General features: G+C 59.2%; 13 protein-coding genes. 5 read left to right on the top strand and 8 right to left on the bottom strand.

Annotation, left to right across the window (positions count from 1 at the left end; genetic code table 11):
- Positions 1–11 precede the first annotated feature (11 nt).
- The 3 genes from LMTR13_RS03230 to LMTR13_RS03220 all read right to left on the bottom strand — a co-directional run bounded on the left by LMTR13_RS03230 (position 12) and on the right by LMTR13_RS03220 (position 4,534).
- The gene (locus LMTR13_RS03230; RefSeq protein ID WP_083218647.1) at positions 12–3,116 is read right to left on the bottom strand and encodes a CHAT domain-containing protein; all 3,105 of its coding nucleotides are present in this window, start codon (positions 3,114–3,116) and stop codon (positions 12–14) included.
- Between the two features lie 413 nt (positions 3,117–3,529).
- Positions 3,530–3,736: a lysozyme inhibitor LprI family protein gene (locus tag LMTR13_RS03225; RefSeq protein ID WP_065726643.1), complete on the bottom strand. Its 207-nt coding sequence runs from the start codon at positions 3,734–3,736 to the stop codon at positions 3,530–3,532.
- 381 nt (positions 3,737–4,117) lie between these two features.
- Positions 4,118–4,534, bottom strand: coding sequence for an ester cyclase (locus LMTR13_RS03220; protein ID WP_065726642.1), 417 nt, complete (start codon positions 4,532–4,534; stop codon positions 4,118–4,120).
- Positions 4,535–4,684: 150 nt separating this feature from the next.
- On the opposite strand from LMTR13_RS03220, the gene LMTR13_RS03215 reads away from it, so the two are divergent.
- The 5 genes from LMTR13_RS03215 to LMTR13_RS03200 all read left to right on the top strand — a co-directional run bounded on the left by LMTR13_RS03215 (position 4,685) and on the right by LMTR13_RS03200 (position 10,293).
- Positions 4,685–6,007, top strand: coding sequence for a hypothetical protein (locus LMTR13_RS03215; RefSeq protein WP_065726641.1), 1,323 nt, complete (start codon positions 4,685–4,687; stop codon positions 6,005–6,007).
- A 294-nt stretch (positions 6,008–6,301) separates the two neighbouring features.
- Complete coding sequence (locus LMTR13_RS03210; RefSeq protein ID WP_065726640.1) at positions 6,302–6,661, top strand: helix-turn-helix transcriptional regulator; 360 nt, start codon at positions 6,302–6,304, stop codon at positions 6,659–6,661.
- Positions 6,658–7,005 (top strand): hypothetical protein, encoded by a 348-nt coding sequence (locus LMTR13_RS03205; RefSeq protein ID WP_065726639.1) that lies wholly within the window; start codon positions 6,658–6,660, stop codon positions 7,003–7,005. Before LMTR13_RS03210 ends, LMTR13_RS03205 begins: the two co-directional genes overlap by 4 nt.
- Complete coding sequence (locus tag LMTR13_RS40240; RefSeq protein ID WP_156795406.1) at positions 7,002–7,169, top strand: hypothetical protein; 168 nt, start codon at positions 7,002–7,004, stop codon at positions 7,167–7,169. The genes LMTR13_RS03205 and LMTR13_RS40240 overlap by 4 nt, the downstream gene beginning before the upstream one ends.
- A gap of 526 nt (positions 7,170–7,695) precedes the next feature.
- On the top strand, positions 7,696–10,293 hold the full coding sequence (locus LMTR13_RS03200; protein WP_065726638.1) for an alpha/beta hydrolase family protein: 2,598 nt from the start codon (positions 7,696–7,698) through the stop codon (positions 10,291–10,293).
- A 558-nt stretch (positions 10,294–10,851) separates the two neighbouring features.
- On the opposite strand, the gene LMTR13_RS40235 is transcribed toward LMTR13_RS03200, so the two are convergent.
- The 5 genes from LMTR13_RS40235 to tnpC all read right to left on the bottom strand — a co-directional run bounded on the left by LMTR13_RS40235 (position 10,852) and on the right by tnpC (position 14,537).
- Entirely contained in the window at positions 10,852–11,085 is a 234-nt protein-coding gene (locus LMTR13_RS40235) for a hypothetical protein (RefSeq protein ID WP_156795405.1), read from the bottom strand.
- Entirely contained in the window at positions 11,078–11,221 is a 144-nt protein-coding gene (locus LMTR13_RS40230; protein WP_156795404.1) for a hypothetical protein, read from the bottom strand. Before LMTR13_RS40230 ends, LMTR13_RS40235 begins: the two co-directional genes overlap by 8 nt.
- On the bottom strand, positions 11,208–12,152 hold the full coding sequence (locus LMTR13_RS03190; protein ID WP_065726636.1) for a hypothetical protein: 945 nt from the start codon (positions 12,150–12,152) through the stop codon (positions 11,208–11,210). The genes LMTR13_RS40230 and LMTR13_RS03190 overlap by 14 nt, the downstream gene beginning before the upstream one ends.
- 114 nt (positions 12,153–12,266) lie before the next feature.
- Entirely contained in the window at positions 12,267–12,815 is a 549-nt protein-coding gene (locus LMTR13_RS03185) for a hypothetical protein (RefSeq protein WP_065726635.1), read from the bottom strand.
- 69 nt (positions 12,816–12,884) lie between these two features.
- A complete protein-coding gene (gene tnpC, locus LMTR13_RS03180) occupies positions 12,885–14,537 on the bottom strand; it encodes an IS66 family transposase (RefSeq protein WP_065726634.1) in 1,653 nt (550 codons plus the stop codon).
- Between the last annotated feature and the right edge of the window lie 45 nt (positions 14,538–14,582).

Below are 14,582 nucleotides of genomic sequence, written 5' to 3'. Positions count from 1 at the left end.
ACGTGAGGCGGTCATTGCGTCGGCAGCACGCCGATCGCCACATAGCCGCCCCAGAAGGTGGGATGCGCCCACTCTGCCGGCCCTTCCTTGTCGATGATGGCGAGCGTTGCCTCACGAAGCGCATCGGCCCAATCCATCGCTTGATCCCGCCCCCGCGCTGCCACGAGGCCGGTCGTCGTCTTGACCGCCGACTCCGACGGAATCGTCCAGTGCGTCACGAGCAGGCTGCGGGCGCCTGCGTTGAAGAAGCCGCGTGCCAGCCCTGAGAGGCTCTCCGCACGCGGTCTGCCGTCGGAGGTGCCGGTGTTGCAGGCCGAAAGGATCACGAGATCGGCGTCGAGCCTGAGGCCGAGAATTTCTGAAAGGCTCAGGTAGCCGTCATCTTCAACCGTCGCCTGGATAGGTGGCGTGAGCACCAGACCGGGCTCGCTCGTGCCTGCCAATTCGCCGGCAAGCGCGCCGTGGGTTGCGAACGCGATCGTGCGGTATTGCTCCAGCGGCATCGCTTTCAGGGCCGCCTCATTTGCTTTGGCGCCGACAACAATGTCTTCCGGCCCGGCCCGCAGGACATCGGCGATCTGCCGCAACTCGTCCTCGGTCTCCGGCAGGCTCGCCAACGTGCGCAGCACCCCCACATCAGCAAGACCGCTCCCGGCGCTCCCGAATACGGAGGTCACATCGATGCTGCGCTGACCGGCGCCGCTCGAAGCCAGTTGCGGATTGCCGACGCCAAGGAACGGCCGCGGCGCGGTACTTACAGCTGCGCTGGAGCGCTGCGCGACGAGACTGCGCACCGACGGCACAAGGGCGATCGCGTGGGTGCGGACCAGCCAGGGTAGCGCGGCCGCACGGAACCCGTCGGCCGTTTTCGGAGCCTGAGCAGGCTTGCGTGTGAGCAGGATCCCATAAGGCAGCGACTGCAACGAACCGTCCCCAAGCACGATGAGCTTGCGATAGTTCGATAGACGCACTTTGGCAGAACCGAAGATCACATCGTGAAGTCGCGCCGCTTCCTCAACTTTGAACTCCGGCACCCTGGACGTTGCCATATCGACGCCCGCCCGAAGTGATTTGACCAGAGCTTCCAGCTCGTCCTTGTGAATGGATGTGCGCCAGATCGACGTGCTGCCGTCGTGATCGAGCAGGAAGCCATCGAGACTGTGGCTGCCGACGCGCAGCAGGACGAGCGCCTCCCCAGACCTGAGGCTAGCCTTCGCCTCCTCAAGCGTCACGGGCTCGATGTCCCCGGCCGCCGGTTGCGGCGCCGCCAGCCTGTCCAGTTCGGCCGCAAGCTCGTCGCGGCGGGTTTCGGCTTCGCGCCGTGCGCGTGTCATGGCCCCTTCATAGTTGAATGGCTCATATCTTTGCTCAATCTCGGCGATGCGCGCGGCTTCTGCCGTGGCATGCAGGTGTTCACGGCGTAGCTCGGCAAGTCGCGGCGTGCTCAGGATGCGCCGCTGTCGCGCAACTTCGAGGGTCAGTCCGGTCTCGCCCGTGATCGCCGCCTGCATCGCGCGGAACAGCGCATCCGCGCCAGGAGGGTTCTCTGCAAACCGCGTGGGCGCCAGCAGCTCATGACGCGTCTGCGCGATCAGCCGCAGCGCTTCTGATAGATCGCGCATCGTCAGTATGGTGCGCTCGCCCCCGTGTCGCCATTCCGCGCGAAGCTTTGCCTGTGCGATGGCGCTGGCATCACCGAGGCTCTTCGTCGCAGCCGCGCGATCGCCCGCGGCAAGCTGCAACGCAGCGAGACGGGCCAGCGCCAGTACGAACACGCGTGCCTGCCGGATCGTGGTTTCCTTGACGAGGGTCTGCTCGCCCGTGCCCGACATGTCGCGCTTGCGCTGCCAATCCATCAGGAATTCCAGCGTCAGGCGCGCCGCGTTGCGAAGGCCGGCTCGCTCATAGTGCCAGGATGCCTCCTCTAATGCGGCGGGGACGAGGATGTCGGCACCAAATTGCGAGAAATGATCGCCTACGACGTACTCGAGAAACTCTTTCATCAAGATCGCCTGCCGCCGCGGCACCGCTTCGCGCAGGATCCTGAGCCGCGGCTGATCGGTAACGATCGGCGATCCTCCTTCGAGAAAATAGGATAGCGTCAGCATCTGGGCGGTCGCGACGTCGCCGGTACCCGGCGGTAAGAACTTGCGAATGCCGGTAACTTGTCTTGGTGGCTGTGCGGCCAGATACCGCCGCGCGTAACTCTGCAGTGTGGCAGTCGGAACGGTGCCTTGCGGCGCAATGAGCATCTTGAGCAGCAGCCCCATGCGATCGGGCGTTTTCTCGTCGTAGGCACGGAAATCGGAGCCAAGATCTGCTTGAAGCATCGCCGTCAGCCAGCGCTGTACGGGTTCAGCGACGGGATGACCGCACTTCGGACAGAAACGCCCGCGCAGGTGCTGCATGACTAGATCGGACAGGTAACCATCGGCAGGTTCCCGATGTGTCCCCTTGGCCAGTTGTGCATTCACGGCCTCGGACAGGGCTGCGACGGCCGCGCCGTCATCGAGACGGGCGTCGGCAAGCTGCGCTTGGAGCACAGCCAGCAGCATGCGCTGTCTGGCCGTCACAGCATCTGGCCGGCCAGCCATCAGCGCAGAAGCCCGGCGCACAACGGCCTCCGCCTTCATCATCGAGCCGTGAGTCCATTCGTCGCCCGCGAGCGCAAGAAGGGAATCGGTCAACGGCGCCGGGTCGGCATCAGCCATACCCTCGGCGAAGTTCACGGCGTCCGTGCGAAGCAGTATAGCTTCGGAAAAGAGCGTCAACGACGTCAGGGCTGTAGCGGCGTGATTGGCCATGCAGGCCAGCCGCGCCCGCGGCGCCATTGGTGGGCCGCAACCAAGGCCGTCGGTCACAGCCATTTGCTGCAGGGCCTGCTCGTAGAGGCGGCCGTCGAGGAACCGAGCCGGTACCAGATACTGGTAGATGTTACCGAAAGCGCCGGCGAAGTCGGTGGCGAGGCTATCCGGATGCGCCCGTTCGAGCACAAGTTTCTCGAAGTCAGCGCGGGTCTTCGGCGCATCAACGCGCGTGTTCTGCGCGGCAGCGGTCGATGCTGCACCCAGAAGCCAGAATAGCGTCAGCAGCACCACACAGCGCAGTCGTGGCATCGCGCGGCACTCCCTCTCCAGGTGCGCGTCAGCAGCTGCACGACACAATGATACAGCAGCTTTGCTGAGCACGTCACCGTTCCTGGTGCTCGTGCTGGAGGTAACGTGGTGAGGTCTAGCCTTCAGAAGTGGCTCCTGCCCGGGAGGTCACCTGAAACACGATTGCCGACCATAAATTGTGGTGCGCGGGTTGGGGACTTAGATGCTGCATCGCTTCCGCTGAGGATCAGCACGTGCGGCCGGCCATCAGCAGCGGCCCGTCTTCATTGCGCAAAGGGAAATAGTCGGGAGGCGTGCCTCCTTGCCGCCGGTTCAGAATACCGGCGAGGCTGCAGTCATTGTCCACCTTGGCCGCACCCGCGGGCACAAGCAACGATGCGGCAGGGCACTTCTCGCGCGCAAAGCACGCCCTCTCAGTTCCGCGGCTTTTCCGGATTCGCCGTACTGTCCAGCTCGTTATAGCGGAGCTGCGTCATGACCCTGAGGCATTCGGCGGCCTCGACGCCCGCGATGGAGCCTTCGCCTGCAGCGGAGAATCCGCAGTTCGCATCGCGATACTGAATCCACAGCCGCTGGGCGGCCCGAAGACGTTCCCGCTGCTGCGGGGCCAGGCCAGCCATCAGTTGCTGATAGACCCCGGTTCAGCTCCCGATCCCAGTGGCCGGCACGCTTTTTTACGCAGGCGACAAGCTGAGCGGTCGGCATCTCCGCGCATTGCCGGTAATCCGGTCCGTACCATTCGGCTCCCGCATCCGACGCCGCCAACGCAGCAACGAGCCCAGAGAGCATGAAAGTGATCGTCCTCGGCACCGTCGCCCTCCTGTGGCGTAAAATTTGCCGTGAACTGCGCCGGTCGAGCACAGCTTGCATCAACCGCCCGAGTCCTCGCGTCTGGGCCGTCGGATCAACTGTGATCGGCCCGGCGTCGCAATTGGGCCGAGGCGCTAAGTAATCTACTACTGATACTCGCAGCAAGCGGCCACAGGAACGCTCGTTGCCGCTCAAATCCATCCCAGCTGCTTTAGTGCCACACCAGAATTCCATATCTTGGTCATGTGACTGATCTTGTCGCCAGTGAATTGCATCACGTAGACGTAGTCCGAAGTCGTCTTCTTACCGGTCGGCTCACACGGACCGCCGGGACCAGTATGAGTACCCGAAAAAACAGCATAGGCCGCGACATTGTTTCGTTCAGTATCGGTGGCGAAGGATTTCACCTCGTAGCGGCCGTCCGGCATAATAGTCATTAGCCCCTTCATCCAATCCGCGTATTCCGAGAGAGCCTTGATATCGGCAAGCGGTTCGGCCTGAGCGGCAAAAGTGGCATTTGGAGCACAGTAAGTCTTACAGCCTTCCCAGCCCTTTCCAGTCTCGCAAGCGGCAAAGAAAGCGTTGGCAATCGCCGTGATCGATCCCATGATTGGTTCTCCTGCGTGCTTTAGCGACTGTCCTTTTAGCACTTCGGCTATGCTCCGGCCATCGCGCTGCTTGCGGCTCTGGCGGGTGCATGCCGGTATAGGCGCTATCGCCCTTCTGCAGAATGTCCTGAGGCCAGATAGATTTGTCTCGTGGAAACCGACACCGAGCAGAAAAAGAGGCAGATTATACCAACCGCATCCGCAGTCCTTGAAGACGGCACGATTGTGGAGATGGCATTTCGTCCTAAGGATCGGCGAACTGTCTTCGCGATTTATAGCGCTGGACGCTGGACGCTGCAGGATGGCATCGACCTCGGCTCCGATGCGCGACTCGTGCCATTCTCTCCAAATAACAACCTCATCAAGAATGAAGTTGTAATGCTTCCATCCGAACCATCAATTTATGGAAGCGAGGAAAAACTCGTCGCTGATATTCAGCAGTTCATTCACCGCTACGTCGACTTCACTCCATCGTTCGAGAAAGTGGCCACGTACTATGTCCTACTGACGTGGCTCTATGATGCCTTCAATGAATTGCCGTATCTGCGCTTGCGGGGCGATTATGGAAGCGGCAAGACCCGCGCGCTTCTGACAATCGGCTCGCTCTGCTACAGGGGCTTTTTCGCGAGTGGAGCTTCAACGGTATCACCGATCTTCCACACACTGAACGCCTTTGGTGGCACGCTTGTCTTCGATGAAGCAGATTTCCGCTTCAGCGACGAGAAAGCCGAAATTGTGAAAATTTTGAACAACGGCAACGTCCGAGGCCTACCAGTGCTACGCACACTGATGAATAACCAGCGCGAGTTCAATCCGCAGGCCTTTCACGTATTTGGCCCCAAGATAGTAGCTACACGCGGCAGCTACGACGATAAAGGGTTGGAAAGCCGGTTCATAACCGAAGAGATGGGCTCACGACAGCTGCGCCCCGACATCCCCATAAATCTCCCGGAAAGATTCAAAGACGAAGCCCGCGAGCTTCGCAATAAGCTACTGCTGTATCGATTTCACCGAAGGATGGAAGTGAAGCTCGATGAAACCCTGGTCGATCCACAGCTCGAACCGAGGCTCAACCAGATCTTGTTACCGCTCCTCAGCGTCGTTTCCGATCAACATCTACGCACCGAGTTACGATCCATGGCGCTGGAGGCACAGCTCAGTCTGGTTGCTGACCGGGGCTTGCTGGTGGAGGCCCAGGTGCTGGAGATCCTCGCTGAACTCATCACTGGTGCAGACAGGCCAGTCGTTCCGGTGTCCGACATCGTGGCGATATTTATCGAACGATACGGCTTCGAGTATGAAAGGCCCATCACCAACCGCTGGATTGGCAGCATTTTGCGAAAGCGCCTCAATGTTAGAACATATAAGAGCCATGGGGTGTATGTCGTACCCATCGGCGATCGATCGAAGATCGAGCTGCTGTGCACACGCTACGGAGTGAACGCAATAGCGAGCGCGCCGCCGGAGGTATAATGGGGACGTGGGGATGTGGGGACTGTCGCCGAACAGCCCTTGCCCACACCCATACACATCACAAGCAAACCACTACCTCTTACTGCAGGCAGCCCTGACCCGAGGGGGGACCTCCCCACGTCCCCTCATCCCCATCTTTGAGCCCGGCACAGCTTCGCACGCTCCCGCGGCTGGCTGGTCTGGGGCAATCCACCTCTTTGCCAATTTGGCAAATCTCCACCCCTCCCGACCTCGACGCACCTCGCGCATCATGGCGCGTGTTTTCCAACATTTGGCGGTTGGCAAACACAGACCATGAAGACAAGAAAACCCTTAAACTATTTACGTTCATACCGCCTGCGGTGGGGTCTCTCACAAGGGGAGCTCGCGCACCTGCTCGGATGGAAGCGTGCCGAAGTCGTCTCACGGATCGAACAAAAGCAACGTCCACCGACACTCAGGTTGGTGATCGCCTGCTTCGTTTTATTTGGCGCTCCCGCAGCGGAGCTGTTCCCTGATATTTCGGCCAGCATTGAGGCCGATGTGATGACGCGCCTCTGGGAGATGTACGAAAAGATACAAGGCGATCCATCGAGGAAGACCAGGAAGAAAATCGAACTGTTCGAGGCCGCAATTGCGCGCGCAGAACAAAGGAAGCACACGAATCGCTCATGATCTACCGAAAACGGCGCGACCGCGTCTTCGCTATTCATTTCCAATCGCGCGGTTTCGCATTCGTGCTCTTTGAGAGCTGGCTCTCTCCGGTCGATTGGGGAGTTTACGATGCGCGCGGTGCAGACAAAAATGCTCGTTGCTTGGATCGCATTGAATCGCTTTTGGCGTTGCACACGCCTGACGTGCTGGTTCTCCAAGACATGTCGGCGACCGGCACTCATCGCGCAACTCGCATCCGAGAGCTTAACCGTGACGCAGCTGAGCTCGCTAGTCAGCGTGGCATGCTCGTCCGCACCTATTCGCGTGCACAGATCATTGAGTGCTTCGAGGAGTTCACACCATGACCAAACACGCCATCGCCGAAACGATTGCAAAGCACATTCCGGCTTTGAGCCTTTACCTGCCGCCTGCGCGGAAGCCCTGGATGAGCGAGGATGCGCGCATGGGCATTTTTGATGCAGCTGCTTTAGCCTGGATGTTCTTTCGGTCAATCGACGCTCGCCCGTAGAATTACGGATGGCGCTCTTTCTTGCATCCGGGAAGGAAAGAACGTCAGAATGGGACAGGGTGCCAGTTGGGCGCCTGACAGCTGCTCACAAAGCGGCGACATACCGAACTCGCCGCTTCTACAACTGGCAGCGTCGATGCCATCGGCAGGCACCGCAGAGACGGCGCCTTTAGGCGCGAGCTCGGCGGCTCAAATTCAAAGTTGGATATTCGTTAGCCTAGCTGCTCCTAAGGGCGGTGAGATCGTACGCGTCACAATGATTGTCGTTGCGCGTTGCGATTGATTTGAGAGCGGCCAAGCCGAAGAAGCGAGCACACCTCGATGTATGAACCTTGGCAAGGAGCCCGGGGCACGACACATCACGTTAGGGCGAACGTATGACCACGACTCCAATCATTATTAGCAACGTCACTGATCTTCAAGTGATTCAGAATGGTCCCACGGGATAGTAGTCGGCCGCATACTGGACGACCCCGTATGTTCACGTGTCCTCCTTATCCAGACTTTGGGCTCATAGGAGATTGTCATGTCGATCCAATTCGTCGGCACTGAGATCCTGGTCAACACGGCGACGGCCAATGATCAGGGAGGTCCGCAGATCACGACCCTGTCGAACGGCGGCTTCGTGGTGACATGGATGGATTTCAGCTGGGGCGTGGGCGGTGCCACAGGTGATGCAAGCGGTGGTGCCATCAAGGCGCAGGTGTTCGCGGCTGACGGTAGCCCGCTCGGCACTGAAATCCTAGTGAACAGTGCGACGGTGAACGATCAGCAAAATCCGCGCATCACGGCGCTCTCGAACGGCGGCTTCGTGGTGACGTGGGAGGACTTTAGTCAGGGCATCGGCGGCGCCACGGGTGATACGAGCAGCATAGCCGTCAAGGCGCAGGTGTTCACGGCCACTGGGGTCCCCGTCGGCAGCGAGATACTGGTCAACACGGCCACCCTCCACGAACAGAACCATCAGCAGATCACGAGTCTGTCGAACGGCGGCTTCGTGGTGACGTGGGGGGATTTTAGCATGGGCCAGGGCGGTGCCACAGGCGATGCGAGTGGTGGTGCCATCAAGGCGCAGATATTCACGGCCGACGGCAACCCGCTCGGCACTGAAATCCTGGTGAACAGTGAGACGTTAGGTCACCAGGACCAACCGCGGATCACGCCGTTGTCGAACGGCGGCTTCGTGGTGACCTGGGGCGGCTTCGATGGGAGCGAAACTGCGGTCAAGGCGCAGGTGTTCACGGCCACCGGGGGCCCCGTCGGCAGCGAGATCCTGGTTAACACGGCCACGGCCGGTCTTCAGTCCGATTCGGAGATCACGAGTCTGTCGAGCGGCGGCTTCGTGGTGACGTGGACAGACACGGGGGATGCGAGCGGCGTTGCCGGCAAAGCGCAGGTGTTCACGGCTGACGGCACCCCGATAGGGAGTGAGATCCTGGTAGCGACTGGAAGCTCCTCTAATGTGGTCACGAGCCTGTCGAACGGCGGCTTCGTGGTGACGTGGGTCGGCGGCTCCACGGGCAATCCGAGCAGCACTGCCGTCAAGGTGCAGGTGTTCACGGCCACCGGGGCCCCCGTCGGCAGCGAGATCCTGGTCAACACGGCGATCTCGCCCGATCAGATCCATCAGCGGATCACGAGTCTCTCGAACGGCGGCTTCGTGGTGACCTGGGAGGATTTTACGGGCCTGGGCGGTGCCACAGGCGATGCCAGCGGCGCGGCCATCAGAGCGCAGGTATTCACGGCTGACGGCAACCCGCTCGGGACTGAGATCCTGGTCAACACGGCGACGGCCAATGATCAGGGAGGTCCGCAGATCACGACCCTGTCGAACGGCGGCTTCGTGGTGACATGGATGGATTTCAGCCACGGCCTCGGCGGCGCCACGGGGGATACGAATGGCGCTGCCGTCAAGGCGCAGGTGTTCGCTGTCATTGAGAACCAGCTGCCGGTTGTAAACCTGACGGCTGAGAATCTCGTCGCTGAGATGGCACAACTGGCGCTTGATGTTTATGATCCGAGCGCGGCGCATTTTGAAGATCGAAATTGGCATGGTCTTACAGCTGAAGAACTGGATCTTACGAACACTGCCGAGTATTCGCTGAACGACGGTGTTTACACCGCATCGCTTCTCGGGCTGTCGTTGCTCGCAGGGGACGCAAGTGCCTTGGTTCTCTCGGGAAATATAAACGGAACGAGCACGCTCGTTATTGCTTTTAGGGGTACTGACACTGTTGCAGATCTCCTGCACGACATTGGGCACGCGGAAGATGCCTACTTTGGCTCCTTCAATCCCCTTTTATCGGCCATTGCCGACTACGCGAACGAGAATGGGATAGAGCAAATACTGTTCAGCGGACATAGTCTTGGGGGATCGATGGTGCAAATCGCACTGGGTTTTCCCATGGCGGGCATAACCACGGATATGCTGAGGGGCTATACGTGGGGCAGTATTGGTTCCAATCTCTCTCAGCCAACTGACGCGCGACAGGTCAATTTCGTGGATATTGGCGATCCCTTTGCAAATGAGAACGACGGCCACGGCTTCATCGGTCCGCGAAGCGGCACTGATATTTTCGTTCATTCTCCAAACGACATCTTCACTCATTCTCCACGGACGGATCTTTCTGCCCACTCGATGTCGCGCTATGTGGATCATACGATCGACTTGGTGCACCGTGCAGTCGATAGCGATGTCTTTGGCGGCACGCCCGAAGGAAACGCGATCCAAACCGGCGATTTTGGGAGCGATCAGATAACAGATTTTCAGGTTGCTCCGGGCACAGAGTCCAACGACTTTGTACGACTTGTTCGGACCGATCAATTTGTCTTCGCGGGGCCGGGCGATGACAATTTCCAATTCGCAAGCATCGGCCACACTGGCACTGGTGCTGAAGCTTTCATAATTGATGGGGGCCTAGGTACTGACACGCTTCACTTACGTGGGCGCTCGGGCACCCATGCGCTTGACTCGTCTGGGTCACAAGGAGCCTGGAGCTGGATAGTTAACGGCGAGGAGACTGCTCTTTATCTTCGCGGAAGCGATGATCCTTTCGCCATATTGTATGGTGTGGAACGCTTGCACTTTGATAGTAACTCGGGGGGCTCTATCTTTGGCATCTAAGCAGAAATAAGTCCCAACTCAATTGCTTTCAAAAATGCGAAAACAAAGGCAGGAGGAGCACGCCGAGAACAGGCAGCAGTACGAGCCAGGACGAGAACGGCCTCTTAAGTCCGGCTACCGCTCCAATTACGAAGAATAGAGGAAGAGCCAAAAAGATGATCGTATCGATTGAAAATGATTGGATCATGCCGACGCCAAGAATACTGATCAATACAGACGGAATCGAAAGGATTATCCAACAGAGTGCCAAGATGCGTCGCCAGCTGGTTCGATTTCGGTCGTCCGTGTTCTGCAGCATGAGCCTTATGGTAGCAGGTCCAAGAGACCTTATTGTGCGAGTGGTGTGTATAAATCCTCTTGTCAAGCGCGGCGCTGACGATGTTGAAAACCTCGACTTCCCGCGGACTTCCTCAATGCTCCTCACTCCGGCAGGGCAAAAAGCAAGAGCCGGAGTTTTCCTGCGTCCTTTGCTCTTCTCGTCTAGCGTCGTGGAGACTTTCAGGGCGCGAAATGTCCGCTGCAAAAAGTAGAGCCGGGATCGCTCCCGGCTCAGGTTGTTCATTCCTCTCCTCCTTCTCCTTCAGCGTCCTCACTTTGCCCCTCCTCATGGTTGTCTTCCTCATCGCACTCGCCCTCGACTGGACCAATGTCGATCTCTTTGAAATCGACGATATACGGTTCGGGGGATCGTTCTTCCTCTAGTTCCTCTGCGCAGTTCTCGCATTTTGGAGTGAAGAAGAATGTGTAGTGGACCGATGATTGTTTGCAGTTTGAACACCAGTATTCAGCCATTGCCGGGTTTCCTCGATTTGCGAGGCTTCTTAAGCAGGCCGCTTTCCTCTCTGATCTGCTGCCGGATGGCCGCCAATTGCCGGTCGACATCCTCCTTCTGTTTGAGGAGTTGCCTTAGCTGCTCAAGCCTTTCCATTCACTTCTCCTAGGTGCAAGGTTTTGCCACCGCTTTGAAGCCACGGCTTGGTGATGGCCCAGCCGCGATCAGTAGGCTGCGGGGCGTCGCCTACGATTGTTGGAAAGGTTTGAAACGCGAAGGAATTGAGGTAACGCGTGGACATCGATGCCAAGAGCGCGATCATGTTCTCGACGCGCGTCTTGGTCGTTGATGTGAATAAAATGGTCAGGTTCGGCAGACCAAGGTGCGCCTCATATAGCCTGTTCTCCAGAACTGCCAGGTAAGCTGCCAGCTTCGTTTCAATGGCTTGGCGGTCCCGATTGCTCGATACCAGTGGTTCTGAAGCACAGTCCGTTTCAAAGACACAGAATCGATAGGTGTCATCTGGATACGCAACGCCGAACGGCCGCCCATCGGGCGAGAGTTTGAAGTTGTAATCCTTGCCCTTGTAAGAGAACGCTACCGGGATAGAGTGATCCTCGCTCTCCGAAAAGGTCTTGGGAGCGCTCGGGCTGTTCACGATCTCACTGAAGGGGATCAGTCGCTCGCGCGCGCCAATCTCAAATGAGGCAGCAGTCTGGCTTTCGGTCAATTGGTGAAGAAAGTGGATCGACGGCTCGCGGCGGGCAATCTCGAAGCCGATCTCTTTTAGTTTGGCTATGCCTCTATTTGTGAGGTGAAGCGCTTGCGGAGAACACTGATACATGCGCGGGCGCTCAAGCTGCGACCGATGGACCTGGATCAGTTCGTTAGGTTTGCGCTTGAGGAGATTAGTGCGGGCGATTACCGCGCCATATGAGCGCTGGGTGAGCGCAGAGATGTCCTGGGGCGTGAGAACGGGATAGCGTCCTAGACACTTGAGGATTTCGAGATCGCCAGCGACATGCGGCCGTATGGATACGACCTGGCCGTCACGTTTAATTGGATGATTGGTCCATCGAGAGTTCATCCGCGATAGCTAGAGGCACCTAGCGACAATGCTAGGCGGCAGCTATAACGGAGCTAGAGCAGCTATGTGACGCTATGTGGCACGGTGGAGCAGCGGCGGCGTTGAAAAAAAAATTTATCGCTTCCACTTGCTGGGCTTACTCGGGTCGGTTTCGGGTTCTTCAGGCTGTGAGATAACGGGCCGATCAGTGTTTACAGGAAGCGTATAAAGAGAAACGCGGCGTAAACCCTCTTCGGGAGCTTTGTCCGTCTTATCGGGGAGCAAGCGCGGGGATGGCACCTCCTCCTTCTGATCGGCTTTCCGCGTTTCAACTCCGTAAAGTTTCTTCATTCGTAACTGCAGAGCACGCTCCTCATCGGCAGTCATCATCCGAAATGGAAGCTTTGCTTTGGGTACTGACATTATAGAGGTGCCTTCCCACCGAATGTCGGTGGCGAAGTGCCCTCGTGGTAGGTTTTTCATCCGATCCACCGGAATGTCGAGAAGCTTGCTGAAGTAATCCACCTCTCCCATTCCTACGTTGACCATTTTAATCGCACAGTTCTCAAGCGAGCTAATGACGTTGGTGTCTTCTATCTGCCCTCGGAGTTTTTGGTGAGCGAGAACGAGGCCGATCTTTTGACTGCGCAGCTCGTCGATGATGGCCGCGATTTTTGTACGCATACGAAGAAGACCGCCTGATTGACGCATGCGCGCGGGCACGGCGAGTTCTATGATGGCGATGCGTGAAGGTCAGGCGGCTTGCTGATCGGTGGGGTTGTCGGCTTGGCGCAGGAGCTTCCATTCCCAGGGCAGCAGCTCGTGCAGACGCGATGCGGGAAGATCGGCGATACGGGCGAGGATGTCGGCGAGCCAGGCTTTGGGATCGACGTCGTTCAGGCGACAGGTCGTGATCATCGTCAGCATGATGGCGGCGCGGTCAGCGCCACGCAGACTGCCGGCGAAGGTCCAGTTGCGCCTTCCCAAGGCGATGCCGCGCAACGCTCTTTCGGCGGCGTTGTTGCTGAGGCAGATCCTGCCATCGTCGAGGAAGCGGGCGAAGTCGTCCCAGCGCCTGAGCATGTAATTCATAGGCTTCAGGACCTCGGAGGAGCGCGATAGGGTTTCTCGCTCGCGGAGCAGCCAGGCGTGCATGTCGTCGAGCAGCGGCTTGCTTCTCTCCTGGCGCACGGCACGCCGCTCGTCGGCACTGCGGCCATTGATGGCGCGCTCGATCTCGAACAGGGCGTCCAGACGCCTGACCGCCTCCAGCGCGATCGGGGAGACCGGTTTGCCTTTCTGTCCGTCCCGGGCGGTTTTCTCGATATCGGCCAGCTCGAAGAAGCCCCGCCGCGCATGGGCGAAGCAGAATGCCGGCGTGATCGGCAACACCTTCTTCTGCGGGTCGAACAGCGGCTCGAAGCCATTGTAGCAGTCGGCTTGCAGGATGCCGGTGAAGGCGGCCAGATGCTTCTGCGGATGCTCACCTCGTCGGTCGCTCGAGGCGTAATAGACCGCCGCCGCCGGCGCAGGCCCACCGTAGGGCCGGTCATCCCGCACATAGGTCCAGATTCGCCCGGTCGTGCACTTGCCCTTGGCCAGGATGCGGATGGTGGTGTCGTCGCCATGAAGGCGCTCGGCCGACAGCACATGCCGCTCGATCAGTTGGAACAGCGGCATGACGGCGAAGGTCCCGTGGCCGACCTGGTCGGCCAGCGTCGATAGCGGCAAATCGATCATCTCAGCCTTAAAGCGCACGCTCTGGCGGTTGAGCGGGATATGCATGCCGAACTTGTCGAACAGGATCGTCGCCAGCAATTGCGGACCGATGAAGCCGCGCGGCGTGGCATGGAACGGTGCCGGCGGCTGGCTGATCTTCTCGCAATCGCGGCAGGTGAACTTTTCCCGCACCGTCTCGATCAGCTTGAACCGGCGCGGGATCTCCTCCAGCGTCTCGGTCACATCCTCGCCCAGCTTCGCCAGGCGCGATCCGCCGCAGCATGCACAGCTCGTCGGGGCCTCGATGACGACGCGCTCGCGTTCGATGTCGTCCGGCCACGGCTTGCGCACCGGCCGCTTGCGTGTGAAGGCGCGCACCGCCTGGGTTTTCGCCGCGGCGGTACGTGCGGCAAGCTCATCCTCGCTCGCCGTGGTGACGAGTTCTTCGAGCTCCAATTCCAATTGCTCGATCAGCCGCGCCGTGCGCTCGGAGCGCTGCCCGTACAGTTCGCGCTTGAGCTTCTCGATCCGCAGCTCGAGGTGCGCGATCAGCGCCTCGTTGGCCGACAGCTCCGCCCGCGCACTGGCAGCTACCGCCTCGGCTTGCAGCCGCGCCTCACGCTCGGCCTGCAGCGCAGCCAGGGCACTCACGAGGTCCGATGGAAGGTCGTCCGGCTTCGATATCATGAAGCCATTGAATCAGATCACGTTGCAGATTCAAACAGTAAAACG

The sequence above is a fragment of the Bradyrhizobium icense genome, from assembly GCF_001693385.1.
GTDB lineage: Bacteria > Pseudomonadota > Alphaproteobacteria > Rhizobiales > Xanthobacteraceae > Bradyrhizobium > Bradyrhizobium icense.
This window is presented reverse-complemented; position numbering and strand designations above follow the sequence as displayed.

Coding starts and splice junctions, on each gene's coding strand:
- LMTR13_RS03225 (WP_065726643.1), bottom strand. CDS start 3,736: ATGGCTGGCCTGGCCCCGCAGCAGCGGGAACGTCTTCGGGCCGCCCAG.
- LMTR13_RS03210 (WP_065726640.1), top strand. CDS start 6,302: ATGAAGACAAGAAAACCCTTAAACTATTTACGTTCATACCGCCTGCGG.
- LMTR13_RS03205 (WP_065726639.1), top strand. CDS start 6,658: ATGATCTACCGAAAACGGCGCGACCGCGTCTTCGCTATTCATTTCCAA.
- LMTR13_RS03190 (WP_065726636.1), bottom strand. CDS start 12,152: ATGAACTCTCGATGGACCAATCATCCAATTAAACGTGACGGCCAGGTC.
- LMTR13_RS03220 (WP_065726642.1), bottom strand. CDS start 4,534: ATGGGATCGATCACGGCGATTGCCAACGCTTTCTTTGCCGCTTGCGAG.
- LMTR13_RS03185 (WP_065726635.1), bottom strand. CDS start 12,815: ATGCGTACAAAAATCGCGGCCATCATCGACGAGCTGCGCAGTCAAAAG.
- LMTR13_RS03200 (WP_065726638.1), top strand. CDS start 7,696: ATGTCGATCCAATTCGTCGGCACTGAGATCCTGGTCAACACGGCGACG.
- tnpC (WP_065726634.1), bottom strand. CDS start 14,537: ATGATATCGAAGCCGGACGACCTTCCATCGGACCTCGTGAGTGCCCTG.
- LMTR13_RS03230 (WP_083218647.1), bottom strand. CDS start 3,116: ATGCCACGACTGCGCTGTGTGGTGCTGCTGACGCTATTCTGGCTTCTG.
- LMTR13_RS40230 (WP_156795404.1), bottom strand. CDS start 11,221: ATGGAAAGGCTTGAGCAGCTAAGGCAACTCCTCAAACAGAAGGAGGAT.
- LMTR13_RS40235 (WP_156795405.1), bottom strand. CDS start 11,085: ATGGCTGAATACTGGTGTTCAAACTGCAAACAATCATCGGTCCACTAC.
- LMTR13_RS40240 (WP_156795406.1), top strand. CDS start 7,002: ATGACCAAACACGCCATCGCCGAAACGATTGCAAAGCACATTCCGGCT.